We start from the raw sequence: 16,393 nt of genomic DNA, 5'->3' as shown, positions 1-16,393 counted from the left end.
AATAAGGTTTTTTTTATTTAAAAATCCATTTCTTTTGATATAATGGTGATGAGGTGAAATAATGTATACGATCGAACGAAAAGATATAGTTAACACTATAAAAGATATGTTTATTGATGCTGCTTATCACTTAGGTGATGATTTTGTAGCGAAATTAAAATCATCTTATAAAAAAGAAAGTAGCCAGTTAGGCAAATCAGTACTATCAAAGATTATTGAAAACCAAGATATTGCTAGAGAAAAGCAAATTCCTCTTTGCCAAGACACTGGTGTGTCAGTTGTTATACTAGAAATAGGTAGAGAACTTATTTTTGATTTTGACATTGAAGATGCTGTCAATGCTGGTGTGAGATTAGGGTATCTTGATGGTTATCTTAGAAAATCAATGGTAAGACATCCTCTAAGTAGAATCAACACTTTAGACAATACACCAGCAGTCATCCATTATGAATTTATTGATGGCCATGACTTAATTATTCATGCAGCGCCAAAGGGTGGTGGAAGTGAGAATATGTCAAGATTAGCTATGTTAACTCCAGGAGAGGGTGAACAAGGTGTTATTGATTTCGTTATAGAAACAGTAAAATTAGCTGGTGGAAAAGCCTGCCCGCCTTTGATTGTTGGTGTAGGCATTGGTGGTAACTTTGAAAAAGCAGCCTTAATTGCAAAAAAAGCTATATTTAGACACATCGATGATCAAGCTGATAATGAAGTCGATCGTAAGTTAGAAGATAAACTTCTCAAGTTAATTAATGAAACAGAGGTAGGACCTATGGGGCTTGGTGGAATCACTACTGCACTTGCAGTAAAAGTCAATTCATTTCCTTGTCATATAGCTTCTCTTCCAGTAGCGGTTAATTTACAATGCCATAGCGCAAGAAAAAGTGAGGTGACTCTTCATGGAAAAAAAATTAACAACACCCATTAGTGATGAGCTAAGAAGATCTTTAAGAGCCGGTGAAGAAGTATTAATCACTGGATATATATATACGGGAAGAGATGCTGCTCATAAATTACTTATAGATGCTATAGATAATAACCAAGAATTACCTTTTGATGTGAAGGATCAAGTCATTTATTATGTTGGTCCTACTCCAGCTAGACCAGGTCAAGTTATTGGTGCATGTGGCCCTACATCGTCTTATCGCATGGATCAGTTCAGTCCCAAATTAATGGATAAAGGTTTAAAAGTCATGATTGGAAAGGGTCCTAGAAGTCAAGAGTTTATTGAAGAATTAAAAAAACACCAAGCCGTTTATCTTCTTGCTATTGGTGGTTTAGGCGCAAAATTATCTCAAGCAGTTAAAGAAAATATTACCATTGCTTATCCACATCTTGAATCTGAGGCTATAAGGCAATTAAAAGTTGTTGAATTTCCAGCCATTGTTGCCATAGATTCTCTAGGTCAATCTGTATTTTAATATTTTAAACGCAATCATATAGATTGCGTTTTTTTTTAATACAAAAGACTAGGAAAACTCCTAGTCTAATTAATTAATATGCTTTAGCAAAGTACACTAAATGTTTTGCTTCTTTATGACAAACAGGGCATTTTTCTCCAACTGGAGACTGATCAAAAGGCATACACCTTGATGTCGCTTTGGTTTCTTCCTTGATTTGTGCTTCACAAGTTTCATCACCACACCACATCATTTTCACGTAACCTGATTTATCTTGCATTATTTGTTTAAATTCTTCATAATCATTGGTTACTCGAGTATTTTCTTCCACATTTTTTAAAGCATTCTCATACATAGCATCATGAATATTTTTTAATAAATTTGGAATATCTGAAATGGCTTGATCAATTTGGTAAGTTATTTTTTCTCGGTTGTATCTTTTTACAACAACAACTTGATTATTTTCTAAGTCTCTTGGTCCGACCTCTATTCTTAGAGGTGTTCCTCTCATTTCAGATTCCGAGAATTTCCATCCAGGAGATTTATCTGTATCATCAAGTTTTACTCTTATACCTAATTTTTCCAAAGACTCTTTAATTTCGAGCGATTTGTCCATCACACCTTCGACGTGTGACATAATAGGTATAATATCTACTTGTATAGGTGCTAAATAAGGCGGTAAAACTAAACCTGAATCATCACCATGAACCATGATCACAGCCCCAATTAATCTCGTAGAGACACCCCAAGACGTTTGATAAACATTTTTCAATTCCCCATCTTTATCTTGAAAATTAATATCAAAGGCTTTTGCAAATCCAGTGCCTAAGTAATGTGTTGTTCCTGACTGTAAAGCTTTATTGTCATGCATCAAAGCTTCTATTGTATATGTATCTACTGCCCCAGCAAACTTCTCTTTATCTGTCTTTACACCAGTAATAAAAGGGATCGCTAGCAGGTTTTTCCCTAAGTCTTGATAGATATCTAACATATTCAACGCTTCTTCTCTTGCTTCTTGTTCTGTCGCATGAGCAGTATGACCTTCTTGCCATAAGAACTCAGATCCTCTCAAGAAAGGTCTAGTTGTTTTTTCCCATCTAACAACAGAACACCATTGGTTATATTTCTTAGGTAAATCACGATGTGATTCAATCACTTTTGCATAGTGGTTACAAAATAAAACTTCTGATGTAGGTCTAATGATTAATCTTTCCTGTAATTCTTCATTACCACCCATTGTAATAATTGCAGTTTCAGGCGCAAAGCCTTCAACATGTTCTGCTTCTTTTAAAAATAAAGATTCAGGAATAACAAGTGGCATATATACATTTTCATGGCCAGTTCTTTTAAAGGCAGCATCTAAGTAATTTTTCATGTTCTCCCATAAAGCATAGCCATAAGGTCTATAAATAATAAAACCTTTTGCATCAGAATAATCCATTAATTCTGCTTTTAAGCAAACATCCGTATACCATTGAGCAAAATCTTCATCCCTTGAAGTTATTGCTTTAACAAATTTTTTCTTTCCCATATTGCACCTCAATTTCAAATCATTATAACACAATTTATTTATTAAATGAAGATACTTATATCGCTTTTTCTACAAAGGATATAAAATCTTTTTGATCACCATATTTGAAGATATTTACATCTTCTAACATTTGTTCAAATATCCTACCGATTTCCATTTTAATATATTCATCTAAGTTATCAGGTAAGTTTTTACTCATCATCTCTTTAATCCAATCAGCATGTTTATCCAGTTGCCTATAATCATTTAGAGATTTGTTTTTTAATAAGACATCTTTAATTAATTCTATTTCTTCTACCAATCGTCCTGGTAAGATAGCCATACCCATGACTTCAAATAAACTGATATTTTCTTTTTTTATATGAAATTTTTCTGGACTAGGATGAAATAGGCCATGGGGTAAGTCATCATTAGTAAAATTATTTCTAAATACCATATAAAAATTAAACTTTAAACCATCTAATTTCACAAAAGGTGTTATACTTTGGTGAACTTGAGAAGTTTCAGAAAAAATTTTCAATGATTCATTATGATATTTTTTCCAATTTTCATAGATATAATGCACAGTATCCAATAATCTATTTTCATTGTTTCCAATCAACCTAATTGTTGCGACTGGCCAATCCAAGACTTCAATACTAACACGATTGACTTTGTATTTTTTTACGACCCTAGCTTTTTCAATTGGAAAATCATATCTACCAGCTTGAAAATGATGGTGGGATAATAAAGAACCTCCTACAATAGGTAAGCCCGAATTTAATCCTATAAAGTAATGAGGAAATTTATTAACAAAATCAACCATCTCTTCAAAAGCTTGATCATTCATGAACATTTTTATATGTTCTTTTCTAAAAACAACTAAATGTTCGTTAAAATAAGCATAGGGTGAGTAAAACATAGCCCATTGATCTTTTTCATTATTCACGGTAATTGAAATGGGTCTATGATTCATTCTTGGTTCCATTAAAGCATTTTGATACATACCTATATTTTCCATGCATAATGGACAAAGAGGATATTGATCTTCTTCAATTGATAAATTCGTAAAATCTATTGAAGCTTTTTCAGGTCTTGATAAGTTTAAGGTGATGTCTAAATCACCATATTTACCAGGATAATTATATTTAATATTTTGATCAATTCTATCCAGTTTAATAAATCTGGAATTCTTAGAAAACTCGTGATAAAAAAAAGTTGCTTGTTGGGGAGATTTTTTATATTTTAAACGAAACATCCGATTCAATTCACTTGGTCGCGGCAACAAACAATCTATTAATCTTGCTTCAAAAGCATCTCTTTCAAAGAGTGTATCTTTTTCTATAATTGATTTCTCTAATGCATAAGCAATCAGATCATTCATTAAAACATTATAGTCAATTGACTCAACACTTTTGCTTGAAAAATCTTTTATCTTAAAAATATCCAACAACTTATTGGTTGCATAAAAAGAATCATCTAAATTTAATAATTGATTGTCTAATCCATATTGAATCAACTGGTTAATTCTCATTTGAATCATTAGAATTACCTCCAAAGATTATAAAGCTCTTAAAGATTCCTTCACCAGGGTAATGAATAAAGGTCAAAGATTCTTTTGTTATCGGATGAGAAAAAGAAAGTTCATAAGCATATAAGCCTAATTCATAACCTAGTGTTTTTGGACCATACTTATTATCACCATATAAGGGGTGTCCTATATGAGAAAATTGTGCTCTTATTTGATGAAATCTACCAGTTTCCAAACTTATATCAACCAATGAAATAACATCACGCTTAATATTAACTTGTTCTATAACTTGGTAAGTAAGCTTAGCATATTGGTCATTCTTAGACTCTGTAATTTGGGCAACCTTATGTACTTCATCTTTTTTTATATAGTTCTCTAAAACATGAACTTGTTGATCTAAATTCATTTTACCCAATACAACTGCTAAATATTTTTTTGAAAAAAGATGATTTCTCACTTGTTCATTGAGTCTTTTTGCAGCTTTAGATGTTCTTGCAAAGACCATAACCCCGCCCACATTTAAATCCAATCTATGAACCAACCCTAAGAAAACATTTCCTGGTTTTTGATATTTATCTTTTATATAGTCTTTCAAGATACTTAACATATCAGGCATATCTAAAGAACCAGCCTGTGATAATACACCTGGTTTTTTGACTGCGACTAGCAGATGATTGTCTTCATATAATATTTTTATGTCCATCATTTCCTCTTGTCTATTTTACCACAAAGTAGATAAACGTATGTTTATTTATTAAGAATGAGATTATTTCATTTGAAATAATCTCATAATCTTTTAAGGCATAACTCTATTTGGACCCCTATACAAGAATGTTACATCTCTAATACTATCCACTTCAAATAAACGCATTAAAAATCTTGTTAAACCAAAACCGTAGCCGCCATGAGGTGGCATACCATATCTAAAGAAATTCAAATAAAAATCAAGGGATTCTAAAGACATTTCTTTTTCTAAGGCTTGAGCTTTTAATACATCAATTCGATGTTCTCTTTGAGCACCCGTTGTTATTTCAATACCCTTATATAATAAGTCAAAACTCTTAGTTAGCTTAGTGTTTTCATCTAACATATGATAGAAAGGTCTTGCTTGGAAAGGATAATCAATGATAAATACAAAATCTGAATTTAAATTCTTTTTTGCATACATACAAATTAATTCTTCTTCTTTTCTATCAAAATCATAAGGTTTTTCACCAAAATATTTATATTTTTCTTGGATGATTTGTTTGGCTTCTAAAAATGGAATTCTAGGAAATTTTTCACTAGGTATTTGAATTTCTTTTTTAAATATTTCTTTGAAATCAACAGTGAGTTTCTCTTTTAAAGACTTCATCACATGTACAAGCTTAGCTTCTTCCAAATCCATCACTTCATGATGTGATTTTATCCAAGATATCTCACAGTCAACTGATGTGAACTCAGTAGCATGATATGCGGTATGAGAGTTTTCAGCTCTAAATACAGGTCCTATTTCAAAAACATTATTAAAACCAGCAGCCATAGCCATTTGCTTATAAAATTGAGGTGATTGAGCTAAATATACTTTTTTTCCAAAATAATCCAACTCAAATACTTCAGCACCCGTTTCTGATGCAGTTCCTAGAATTTTAGGAGAATGAATTTCGATAAAGTCATTATTAATCCAATACTCTCTCATAGCATTTTCAGCTAAGGTTTGACCTTTGAAGATTAAGTAGTTTTTATCTAATCTTAAATCAAGAAAACGATTGTCTAACCTTAAATCTTGTTTTGATTTATTGTTATAATCTAAAATATCTATAGGTAATTCCTCTTCACTTCTTGAAGTGACTTCAATATTAGTTGGAATAAACTCCATACCTCTTAATTTTACTTTTTCTTGTTTAAAAACAGTACCCTTGGTTAAAATTGTACTTTCTTTAGTAAGTTTTGATATGATGTCATTGAGTTCCTTATTTTCATCATTTTTTTCAAGTGTCATTTGCACTTTAGCTGATGAGTCTCTTAGAACCACAAATTGAACATATTGTAAATCTCTTATTTTATCAACAAATCCTTGTATTTCAATTTCTTGATCAAAATATTTTTCTAAATCTTTAAATAATATTTTCGCCATGATAACCCTCTAATCTATGTTAAAATTTCTTACCAATTATAGCACATTTTTAAATAATCTTCAATGAATAATATCTTTTATTATTTCAAGTAAAAAGTATTATTTTTTTCAAAAACATTAAGCAAATTCACAACAAAAACAAAATAATAAGTTATAATATTTACTAAAGGAGGGTGTATGGAAAAATTAATTAATGAATTTATTGCTATATTAGATAATGAAGATAAAGATAAAGCAATTCTTTTTATCCATAAGTTGTTGGAAGAATCAGTTTCTATAATCGATATTTATGAACATTTCTTAATTCCTGCATTAGCAAACTATGAATGTAACAGTGAACACGAAGAAATATGTATTTGGAAAGAACACACACGAACTTCCATAGTAAGAACGATTTTAGAAAGTACCTATCCTTATCTAATCAAAGCCAAAAAAGCAAAAAATATTGATAAGTTTGTCGTGGTGGCTTGTCCTCAAGAAGAATATCATGAAATTGGTGCAATTATATCTAGCAACTATTTTTATTTGATGGGATACAAAGTAAAATACATCGGGGCAAATACTCCTAGTTTTGAAATTAAATCAGCTATAGAAATTATGAAGCCTGATTATTTAGCTCTTAGTATCACTAATTATTACAATTTAATTCAAACAAAAAAGTTACTAGAAGATATTCAAAATAATCATCAAAATGTGAAAATAATCTTAGGTGGCCAAGCAGTTATGAAATATGCAAAAAAGTCTCAAATACCACACGATTTTATTCTCAACAGTCTAGAAGATATTAAGAAATTTAGAGGTGATGAAAATGAAACTCGCCTTTAATATAGCTAAAAGATTTCTATTATCCGCAAAAAAACAAACTTTAGTGATTATTTTAGGAATCGCTGTTGGTGTCTCTGTTCAAGTTTTTATTGGTGCTTTAATTAATGGGCTCCAAGATAACTTAATAGACACTGCTATCGGCTCTCAATCTCAAATTACATTAACCAGTTCTTCTGATATGGGATATATATCAAATTACGAATCATTGGTTAGAGAGTTAAAACAAAGAGATGACTTAACTCATGTAAGTCCATCTGTCACATCAAGCGGTGCCTTATCTAATAATACTTTAAAGGAAAATATAGTCATTAAAGGTGTATCATTTAATGATGCTGAAGGCATTTACAAGTTTAAAGAAAGATTAACTGACCAATCTACCATTCCTTTATCTAATAATCAAGTTCTCCTTGGTATTGGTTTAAAGGATTTACTAGAAGTAAACATAGGTGATTCATTGTCATATGTGGATAACACGGATTTATCAGGTACAAGTTATACTCTAGAGGTTGTTGGTTTCGTAGATTTTAATTCCCTTGATTTAAATAATTCATGGATGATAACGGGACTATCTACTAGTCAAAATATCTTAGGATTAAATAGCAATGAAACTCAAGCCATTGAAATTCAAATCAAAGATGTGTTTGCAGCAGATGAAATTTCTCAAAGCATTTTATCTAACTTAAATAATTCATCAATTCAGTCTGTGACTTGGATTGAAAGAAATGGTGATTTATTAAGTGGACTTCAAGGACAAAGTATTTCTTCACTTATGATTCAAATATTTGTTATTATATCTGTTGTCTTAGGTATATCATCTGTTTTAGCTATTACCGTATTACAAAAATCTAAGCAATTAGGAATACTTAAAGCTATGGGGATCAAAGATAAAGATGCCAGCAAGATATTTCTATTCGAGGGATTACTATTAGGTGTCTTTGGAGCCATCATTGGTATATTACTAGGAATTGGTTTACTCTATGCTTTTGATGTTTTTGCTGATACAGGTATTCCAATTACTATTGATATTGGTTTCTTATCAATGTCTGCAGGTATTGCTATTGTTGCATCGACCATTGCTGCTTTATCACCTGCTATTAAATCTTCAAAATTATCTGTCATTGAGGTGATTAGAAATGGATAAAATTTTAGAGTTAAATAAAGTTGTAAAAATTTATGGAGAAAACACTAAAAATCCTTATAAAGCCTTACATGAAGTTGATTTATTTTTTGAAAAACATTCTTTTAATGCTATTATAGGTCAATCAGGCTCAGGAAAATCGACCATGTTGAACATTATCGGAACATTGGATAAAGCAACGAGCGGTCGAGTTTTATTCAATAATGAAGATATATCAAATTATGACAAAGATCAATTAGCAGAATTTAGAAATCGACGCATAGGATTTATTTTCCAATTCCATTACTTATTACCTGAGTTTACAGCTTTAGAGAATGTCTTAATGCCATACCAAATTTCAAAACAAGAAGTTACTGATGAAGTATTAAACAGAGCTCATTATTTGTTAGAAACAGTTGGTTTAGATAAGTACAAAAACACTTTATCAACTAATTTATCTGGTGGACAACAACAAAGGGTTGCTATTGCAAGAAGTTTAATTAATCAACCGGATATAGTTTTAGCAGATGAGCCAACAGGGAACCTTGATAGTGACTCAACCGAAAATGTATACCAATTATTAAGAAAAATTAATAAAGAACTAAAAACAACTTTTATCATCATTACTCATGATCGTAAAATCGCAGAAAAAACGGATAGAATTATTGAGTTAAAAGATGGAAGAGTTTATACCGATATTACTAAATAATAAAAGAAAAGCTTAGCACTTCACTGAAGGTTAAGCTTTTTTATTAGAATAATTTATTTTTTTGCTTCATGCATGACAATTTGTGGGAATGGTATCTCTATGCCATGTGCGTCTAGAATTTTCTTGATTTCTTTTCTTAAAATTCTTTCAACTCCGTAATGTTGTTCAGTACTAGTTTTACCAACAACCCTAAGGTTTATAGAACTATCAGCCAAGGCAATAACACCAACACATACAGGATCTTCAATTAAAGAAGGGATAAGTGCTCTTGTTTTTGGAAGTTCAGCAGCTAATATTTCTAAAGTCTTGTCAAGATCAGATTCATATGCTATACCAAATTCAACTATAGCTATTGATTCAGTCAATGAATAATTTATAAGATTACGCAAACTAGAATTATTATATATTTTAACATCCTTTTTCCAGTTCATGACACGAGTGGTTTTTAACCCAATATCAATAACTTCACCCTTGTAACCTTCTACTTCAATCATATCTCCAACATCAAAGTGTTTTTCAAATACAATGAAAAATCCAGCAATAATATCTTTAATTAAATCTTGAGCACCTAAACCAACAACTAGACCTAGAATACCTAGACCAGCTAAAGCCGGTAAAACATTTACACCCCAAACGGCTAATATTAATAAAAGTGCAATAATTTTCACAGTATAATTTACAATACTTGAAGTAATTTTCAAAATCGTATGTTTTCTTCTTTCATTGCTTGTTTTCATATATTTTTGAGATCTTCTAACTAAGAGTCTAAATATTTTAACAATAAATCCAGAGACTAAAATAATAATCACAGTTGATATGATTGCGCCTAATTTTTCTAAGACACCATCTCCAACCGTTGCCCATAAATCTTGTAAATAGGTTTTAAGATCATAGCCCCAAATATAAAAACCAAATCCTAGTCCAAGTATAATAATAATGAAAAATATCAGGTAATATACAAAAATAATAAGTTTGTTAATTTTATCATCAGATTTATTAATAAACTTATTTATTAACAAATAGTATGCTATTGCTAAAACAACAATTCCTAATGATATTAAAATATTGATTGGTAATGGAAAAACCATATATAATCCTCCTTAATTTATTTTTTAATCATCATTCTAATTATAACAAAAATTGAAATAAAAAAAAAGCAAATCGAAAGATTTACTTTTATTGTTCTATGGGATACAATAGCAACTTAAATACAATGATGCATCTAGTAAAACCAGCAAGGACTCCTACTTGATTTTTGTGAGTTCCCTATAAAATTAGTTTAATTATAATTTACGTTATAAGTCATAGGTATTGATCAGTATATAGTCGATGCAATTATGTTAAGATGTTTTCACGAGACAATTCCACATACCATTTAGGGATGTCGCTTTTAAAACCGTCATAATGAAACATCATCTTATTGTAGTACTCCTTCATATTATTTACATCTTTTTCACCATATGGTTCTGCCCATTTAATGCTATATAGTGTCGCATGCGCACTATATTCAGCAAGTGTTTTCCAGAATTCCAAAGGTACTTGATGATCGAAATATCCATCAATTTGACCCTTTGCAAAATATGGGCTATTATTAGCGCTAAAATAAGTTACTTTGTAAAATTCTTCATAAGGATCTTCTACATCCCATCTATTAAAATCTATCACCCCTAGATTCATATCATCAGTAAGGATGAGATTACCTGGATGAAAGTCACCATGTAGAAAACTATGTGTGTTTCTACCTATTAAATGGATATTAGCTTTAATAAATGAAATCACATCTTCATCATAAGGCATTCGATTATTTGAATTTTCATAAAGATGTAGTTGTTTTAATTTCTTCTCTTTAATATTTTTGTCTTGCTTATACGATTTAGGAACATCCATGCTATGAATCTTTTTTAATATATGACCTGCTTTTATACCAAGATTATACTGAATTGCCGTACTAAAGGAAGGCAAAATATCCTCTAATGTATTTCCTTCTATATATGTAAGTATCATATAGCACTGCAAAAAATCCTTTGTTTTTCCAAAGGCTATCGGCATAGACATCAAAAAACCAAGTTTACTAAAAAGTTTGATGACTTCAAATTCCTTTTCTTTCAAATCATAATACTTGATATTAGAAAGCCTTAAAAGATAGTGTTTTCCATTTTTTGATGTTAATCTATATTTTTCATCACTAGACCATCCAAGTTCAATCATTTTTATTGATATGAAATCTTTTAGTCCAGTCAGGTTTATGAAATCATAAATCGTCATATAAATCCTCTTTTCATTGATGTTTAATTATATAAGGCGATGATATTCTAGGATACATAGGAACTGTTTTAAATATAAAAAAAGCTCCCTTCAATAGAGTGTACAGTTTATTATACCATATCGCCAATTTTTGGAAGCCACTTCATTTTAAAATGAGTTGAATGAACTATTTTGCTACAATTTTACACCTCTAGCGGAAATTTTTACACCCCCACCCGAAAAAATCGCACTCCTAAATTATGGCTTAGTTTAGCCTTTTTATTTTTCAACTTTTTCTAGCGCTACTTTTCTTGTGTCAAAACAGGGTATTCCACTATCCACTTATTGTTGGGTATCGAACCCTCAATTCAAGTCGTTAACTAATATTACTTTTTTACATTTGCTCCGTGGACTTTTACATACTCTCTGTTTTCGTTAACCAGAATCTTTTTTTGAATTTCTTCAGAAAGATTAATTCCAAGCATCTCGGATAATCCAAGCAAATAGATAGCAATATCTGCTAATTCGCTCCCTAGTGTCCCCTGCTTTTTATTATATGCATCAAAGGCTTCCGATACTTCTCCCATTAAAAAGCAAAACTCCTTTTCTACATTATCTATATTAAAACCTTTTGTTAATTTATTCTCAAAAATTCTTTTTTGTATTTGTTTTAAATCCATTAAACAATCTTCTTGACTTATCATTTTTATAAATATGAAAATATTATCTCTTACCTAATCTATTTATCTAATAACCATTTAGAAATATCAAACACTTTGATTCCACCTATATCATAGTCCTCATGTCTTGTATTAGCTATCAAAATCTTAGGATAAGCATCGTTAATTTTTCTTAAAGGTGTCAATTCTCTTTCTAGCGTTTCTTCTCTTGATATATTATCAGACACTTGAATATAAATCTTTTCAGTTCCTCGAATCGCAACAAAATCTATTTCTTTTTGATATAGTTTTCCAACATAAATATCATATCCTCTGCGCATTAACTCCAAAGCCACAATGTTCTCGTAAAGTCTGCCATAGTCAAAATACCTTTTTCCAAGTTTTGCAAATCGAAATCCTTGATCCACCAAATAATACTTTTCATTTGTCTTTAGATAACCATTCCCTCGAATATCAAACCTCTTGACTTTGTAAAAGACAAACCCTTCACATAGGTATGAGATATAATTTCCTACTGTTTTATGGTCAATTGCAATACCGTCATCTTTGAGTTTATTTGTTATTTTACTTGGTGTGGTGAGATTTGAGATATTGTCTAAAAGAAATGCTACAATATTCTCCATTGCTACCTTATCAGTCACACCATTTCTTTTCATGATGTCTTTTAAAATAACGACATCCAAAATATTAGTAATATAATCAGATTTTTGTTTCTCTGTGTCGTAAAGATAACTCCCTGCAAATCCACCTTCGATGGTATACTTGTCAAATGCATCACTTATATTATTATATCCATAATATTCACAATACTCTGAAAATGAAAATGGTAATACTTCTATCTCGAAGTATCTGCCCGTGAAGAGCGTTGCTAAATCGCTCGATAACAAAAATGCATTTGAACCAGTAATATAGATATCAAACTCTTTTGATTCATATAGATCATTGACAGCTAATTCAAATTTTTCACACATCTGAACTTCATCGATAAACACATAATTATTTACATTGGGTATAAATCTTTCCCTAATGTGTGCGTTTAGTTTTTTATATTCTTTAATCTCATCAAATACAATTCGATTAAAATCTACAAGAATGATATTTGCATCTTCTTCATTTCGTTTAAGAATTTTAATGTATTCACTTAATAGCATTGATTTCCCAGCACGTCTCACACCTGTTATGATTTTGATGTCTGGTTTGTTTTTAAGTGATAGCAGTTCATCCAAGTATTTCTTTCTTTCAATTATTTTCATTTTCATCACCACATATATTATACAACACTATTCCCAAAACTTCAATTATTTTATTTTTTTGGGAATTTGACTGTTAGCTTATGAGTCCCAAAATCGAATATTTCTGTATGTTTTGGGAATGGTTGATAAAAAGGAAGTTTCAAAATAATCGTGTAAATCCATTTTTAATCGTGTATTTCAAAATGTAATCGTGTAGAAATTCTATTGAAATATCTAAATTTCAGTAAAATCAATGTACTTTTTATGCACGACAAATATGAACAAATAGAGAAACGGCCCTATATAGCGCAAAAAAGGCCTGATACAATTGTATCAAACCTATGCTTTTGAACTAGCTTTATAAAGTTGGAGAGAAAAATGGTTAACCCCCATACTTATTATTTATATTATATCATATAATTTCTATATTCTATTGGACTCATTTTATGTTTTGTAACTAAACGGGTATTGTTGTAATAATTTATATATTCATCATAAGCTTTAATCAAAGCTTTTGGGCTCTTGTACTCTTTTTCATGACCATACCACATCTCTACTTTCATTCTTCCAAAGAAGTTCTCAGTAGGAGAATTATCTAAGCAGTTTCCCTTTCGACTCATTGATTGTATGATGCCCAACTCTTCAAGTTTTGTTTGATATCTTGAGTTTTGATATTGAATACCCTGATCCGATTGTATCATCATTCCTTTCACACGATTGGAATGATGTTTTTTTAATAACTCCAACATCTTTGTAATCTTATCCATCTTGGCGTTTGTTCCTGCGACATATGATAATACTTCTCTTGAATCAAAGTCTATGATTGGCGAAAGATAAACAGGTCCTCTCTCAGTTCTAAACATGGTAATATCTGTACCTGCTTTTTGATATGGTTTGAGAGTTGAGAAATCTTGGTTCATTTGATTTGGCTTTGTAAACCCTAAATCTCCTGCGTATGAATTATATTTTCTCCATTTCTTAACTTTCTTTTTAGTATAGCCTTTATGTCTCATAATCTCTAAGACTTTGTTTTTCCCTATAACATAGTTCATCTTCTTAAGCTCAATATAGACCCTATGATAGCCAATTCTCTTCTTGTGCTTCTTTAGATATAGATAATCTATTTCTTTTTCTATATCCTTGTATTTATTAGCTTTCTTCTTATATTCACTTGTATGATAGTAATAAACTGATGATGCCATCTGTGCTACTTCTAGAAGGTCTGATAATTTAAATTTGGTCCTTAACGATGTAACAATTTCAGCTTTTTCTTTGCTTGTTACGCCTTCTAGTTTTTTTGTTAAGGACCGCGATTTTTTTAGGTACTCTATCTCGGCTTTCAGTCTTTCATTTTCTTCTAATAATGTTTGATCAACGATTGCTTTTGCTCTCTTGTCTTTTGTAAGGTATCCTTTTCTTGAATATGTGTCTTTAACTGCTGCTTCACCTTTTGTTCTATATAACTTTAACCAATCTCCTAGTATCGTTGGATCTGTAAGTCCTAAATCCAACGCTACACTCCGTATTGATTCTCCGTTCTCTACCCTTGCGATCGCTAATAACTTTGTATCTCTTTTATATGTTTTTATTTTATTATGATCAAATACTTTCTTTCCATGTTTCTTGTATAAGTTTATGATATATTTTAAGTTCCCTATATCATACCCATCATACATCTCTGATACATGGGACAATGATTTACCTTTAAGAATATGCTCTTCACACATCTCTATCTTTTCTTTTAATGTTATTTTCATATAAAAAAGGCTCCCTTCATTAGAGTGTATGGTTTAGTATACCATATCTCCAACTTTTGGAAGCCACTTCATTTCAATATGGGTAGTGTGACCTATTTTGCTACAATTTTACACCCCTAGCAAAAATTTTTACACCCCCACCCGAAAAAATTACACCCCTAAATTATGGCTTAGTTTAGGCTTTTTATTTTGTGTCAATTTTCAAATAGTGATTTCTTTGTGTGAAAATAGTGTAATCCACTATCTATATGATGTTCGGTATCAAACCCTTATTTACTTGATAAGAGTTTTTATTTGAATCTAACTACATAATTTTAGCTTATTATTACTTCATAATCAATTTCAACATGTGATAACATTCTATCAATACACGATCACTTAGTACTCAAATTAATATCAACAATAACAGGATAATGATCACTAACAGGCAAATCATCAAACCAAAATGAGTTATCTACACGGTATGTTTCAACTATAATTTGTGAACTCACAAAAATAAAATCAATCGGTGGCATTAACCATACATTAATTGGCTGAAACCAATTAACTGTACCGTGAATCATTGAATCTTTGGCTATTTTCTTTGAATCATGAACACGATCACTTTTAACAATGATATCATATGTCTTACTTCCTTGTAGAACATTAAAGTCTCCTGTAATAACAAATGGTGTCTCACACTCTTCAACCACATTCACTAACAATTTAGCACTTTCTAGTTGTGATGTCTTACCAATATGATCAAAATGAGTATTATAGTGTGTAAACTGATTACCTGATTCAATATCCTCTAAGGTTACCCAGGTAACTATTCTATACGTTGATGCATCCCATCCGATTGAAACTTCTTTTGGTGTTTCAGAAAGCCAAAATGTTCCACTATCAATGACAATATATTTATCACTAAGATAAAATATTGGTGCAAATTCACCTTGAGTATCACCATCTTCTCTTCCAACACCAACGAAACCATAATCATCTAACAACCCCGGTAATCCACTAAACTCAGACATCCATCCATAATCAGCTTCTTGAAAACCTATGACATCTGGGTTGTAGTCTAGCACCTGATTGATGATAACATCCTTTCTTTGCTCGAATGTCTCTAAGTTGCTTGCTGCATTTTTGATGTTATAGGATACAACACGAATGTTGCTTCCTTTATCCGGAACATCTTTGACATTTACTATAGTGAATGCAAAGATAGCAAGTAAAACTATAGATAAGGTTGTCCCTATTAACATATATTTAATTTTTCTTTTCATCATTATC

The 16,393-nt window shown here is 30.8% G+C and carries 15 protein-coding genes; 5 read left to right on the top strand and 10 right to left on the bottom strand.

The window, feature by feature from the left end:
- The first annotated feature begins 61 nt into the window (after positions 1-61).
- Together HF295_RS00580 and HF295_RS00575 are read left to right on the top strand one after the other, a co-directional pair.
- A complete protein-coding gene (locus HF295_RS00580) occupies positions 62-928 on the top strand; it encodes a fumarate hydratase (protein ID WP_312031899.1) in 867 nt (288 codons plus the stop codon).
- Complete coding sequence (locus HF295_RS00575) at positions 900-1,421, top strand: Fe-S-containing hydro-lyase (RefSeq protein WP_312031898.1); 522 nt, start codon at positions 900-902, stop codon at positions 1,419-1,421. Before HF295_RS00580 ends, HF295_RS00575 begins: the two co-directional genes overlap by 29 nt.
- 73 nt (positions 1,422-1,494) lie before the next feature.
- Here HF295_RS00575 and proS read toward each other — a convergent pair whose 3' ends face one another.
- From proS to aspS, 4 genes are all read right to left on the bottom strand, one after another.
- The gene (proS, locus tag HF295_RS00570) at positions 1,495-2,931 is read right to left on the bottom strand and encodes a proline--tRNA ligase (RefSeq protein WP_312031897.1); all 1,437 of its coding nucleotides are present in this window, start codon (positions 2,929-2,931) and stop codon (positions 1,495-1,497) included.
- A gap of 55 nt (positions 2,932-2,986) precedes the next feature.
- Positions 2,987-4,453, bottom strand: coding sequence for a DUF4922 domain-containing protein (locus tag HF295_RS00565; RefSeq protein ID WP_312031896.1), 1,467 nt, complete (start codon positions 4,451-4,453; stop codon positions 2,987-2,989).
- Positions 4,434-5,144, bottom strand: a complete 711-nt coding sequence (locus tag HF295_RS00560; protein ID WP_312031895.1) for an RluA family pseudouridine synthase — start codon at positions 5,142-5,144, stop codon at positions 4,434-4,436. The genes HF295_RS00565 and HF295_RS00560 overlap by 20 nt, the downstream gene beginning before the upstream one ends.
- A 93-nt stretch (positions 5,145-5,237) precedes the next feature.
- On the bottom strand, positions 5,238-6,557 hold the full coding sequence (aspS, locus tag HF295_RS00555; RefSeq protein ID WP_312031894.1) for an aspartate--tRNA(Asn) ligase: 1,320 nt from the start codon (positions 6,555-6,557) through the stop codon (positions 5,238-5,240).
- A 177-nt stretch (positions 6,558-6,734) separates the two neighbouring features.
- Here aspS and HF295_RS00550 point away from each other — a divergent pair, with 177 nt between their 5' ends.
- The 3 genes from HF295_RS00550 to HF295_RS00540 are packed head-to-tail and all read left to right on the top strand — an operon-like array spanning position 6,735 to position 9,208.
- A complete protein-coding gene (locus HF295_RS00550; protein WP_312031893.1) occupies positions 6,735-7,382 on the top strand; it encodes a cobalamin B12-binding domain-containing protein in 648 nt (215 codons plus the stop codon).
- Entirely contained in the window at positions 7,366-8,523 is a 1,158-nt protein-coding gene (locus HF295_RS00545) for an ABC transporter permease (protein ID WP_312031892.1), read from the top strand. Before HF295_RS00550 ends, HF295_RS00545 begins: the two co-directional genes overlap by 17 nt.
- Entirely contained in the window at positions 8,516-9,208 is a 693-nt protein-coding gene (locus tag HF295_RS00540) for an ABC transporter ATP-binding protein (protein WP_312031891.1), read from the top strand. The genes HF295_RS00545 and HF295_RS00540 overlap by 8 nt, the downstream gene beginning before the upstream one ends.
- 53 nt (positions 9,209-9,261) lie before the next feature.
- On the opposite strand, the gene HF295_RS00535 is transcribed toward HF295_RS00540, so the two are convergent.
- From HF295_RS00535 to HF295_RS00510, 6 genes are all read right to left on the bottom strand, one after another.
- Positions 9,262-10,296 (bottom strand): mechanosensitive ion channel family protein, encoded by a 1,035-nt coding sequence (locus HF295_RS00535; protein ID WP_312031890.1) that lies wholly within the window; start codon positions 10,294-10,296, stop codon positions 9,262-9,264.
- A 247-nt stretch (positions 10,297-10,543) separates the two neighbouring features.
- Complete coding sequence (locus HF295_RS00530; RefSeq protein WP_312031889.1) at positions 10,544-11,473, bottom strand: phosphotransferase family protein; 930 nt, start codon at positions 11,471-11,473, stop codon at positions 10,544-10,546.
- A gap of 365 nt (positions 11,474-11,838) precedes the next feature.
- Entirely contained in the window at positions 11,839-12,132 is a 294-nt protein-coding gene (locus tag HF295_RS00525; RefSeq protein WP_312031888.1) for a MazG-like family protein, read from the bottom strand.
- A gap of 59 nt (positions 12,133-12,191) precedes the next feature.
- Positions 12,192-13,385, bottom strand: coding sequence for an ATP-binding protein (locus tag HF295_RS00520; protein ID WP_312031887.1), 1,194 nt, complete (start codon positions 13,383-13,385; stop codon positions 12,192-12,194).
- Positions 13,386-13,771: 386 nt separating this feature from the next.
- A complete protein-coding gene (locus HF295_RS00515) occupies positions 13,772-15,121 on the bottom strand; it encodes an IS3 family transposase (protein ID WP_312031886.1) in 1,350 nt (449 codons plus the stop codon).
- Between the two features lie 374 nt (positions 15,122-15,495).
- Entirely contained in the window at positions 15,496-16,386 is an 891-nt protein-coding gene (locus tag HF295_RS00510) for an endonuclease/exonuclease/phosphatase family protein (protein ID WP_312031885.1), read from the bottom strand.
- Between the last annotated feature and the right edge of the window lie 7 nt (positions 16,387-16,393).

Source organism: Hujiaoplasma nucleasis (genome assembly GCF_013745115.1).
Classification (GTDB): Bacteria; Bacillota_I; Bacilli_A; order Izemoplasmatales; family Hujiaoplasmataceae; genus Hujiaoplasma; species Hujiaoplasma nucleasis.
The sequence above is the reverse complement of the archived record's forward strand: the minus strand, read 5'-3'. Positions and strand labels throughout refer to the sequence as shown.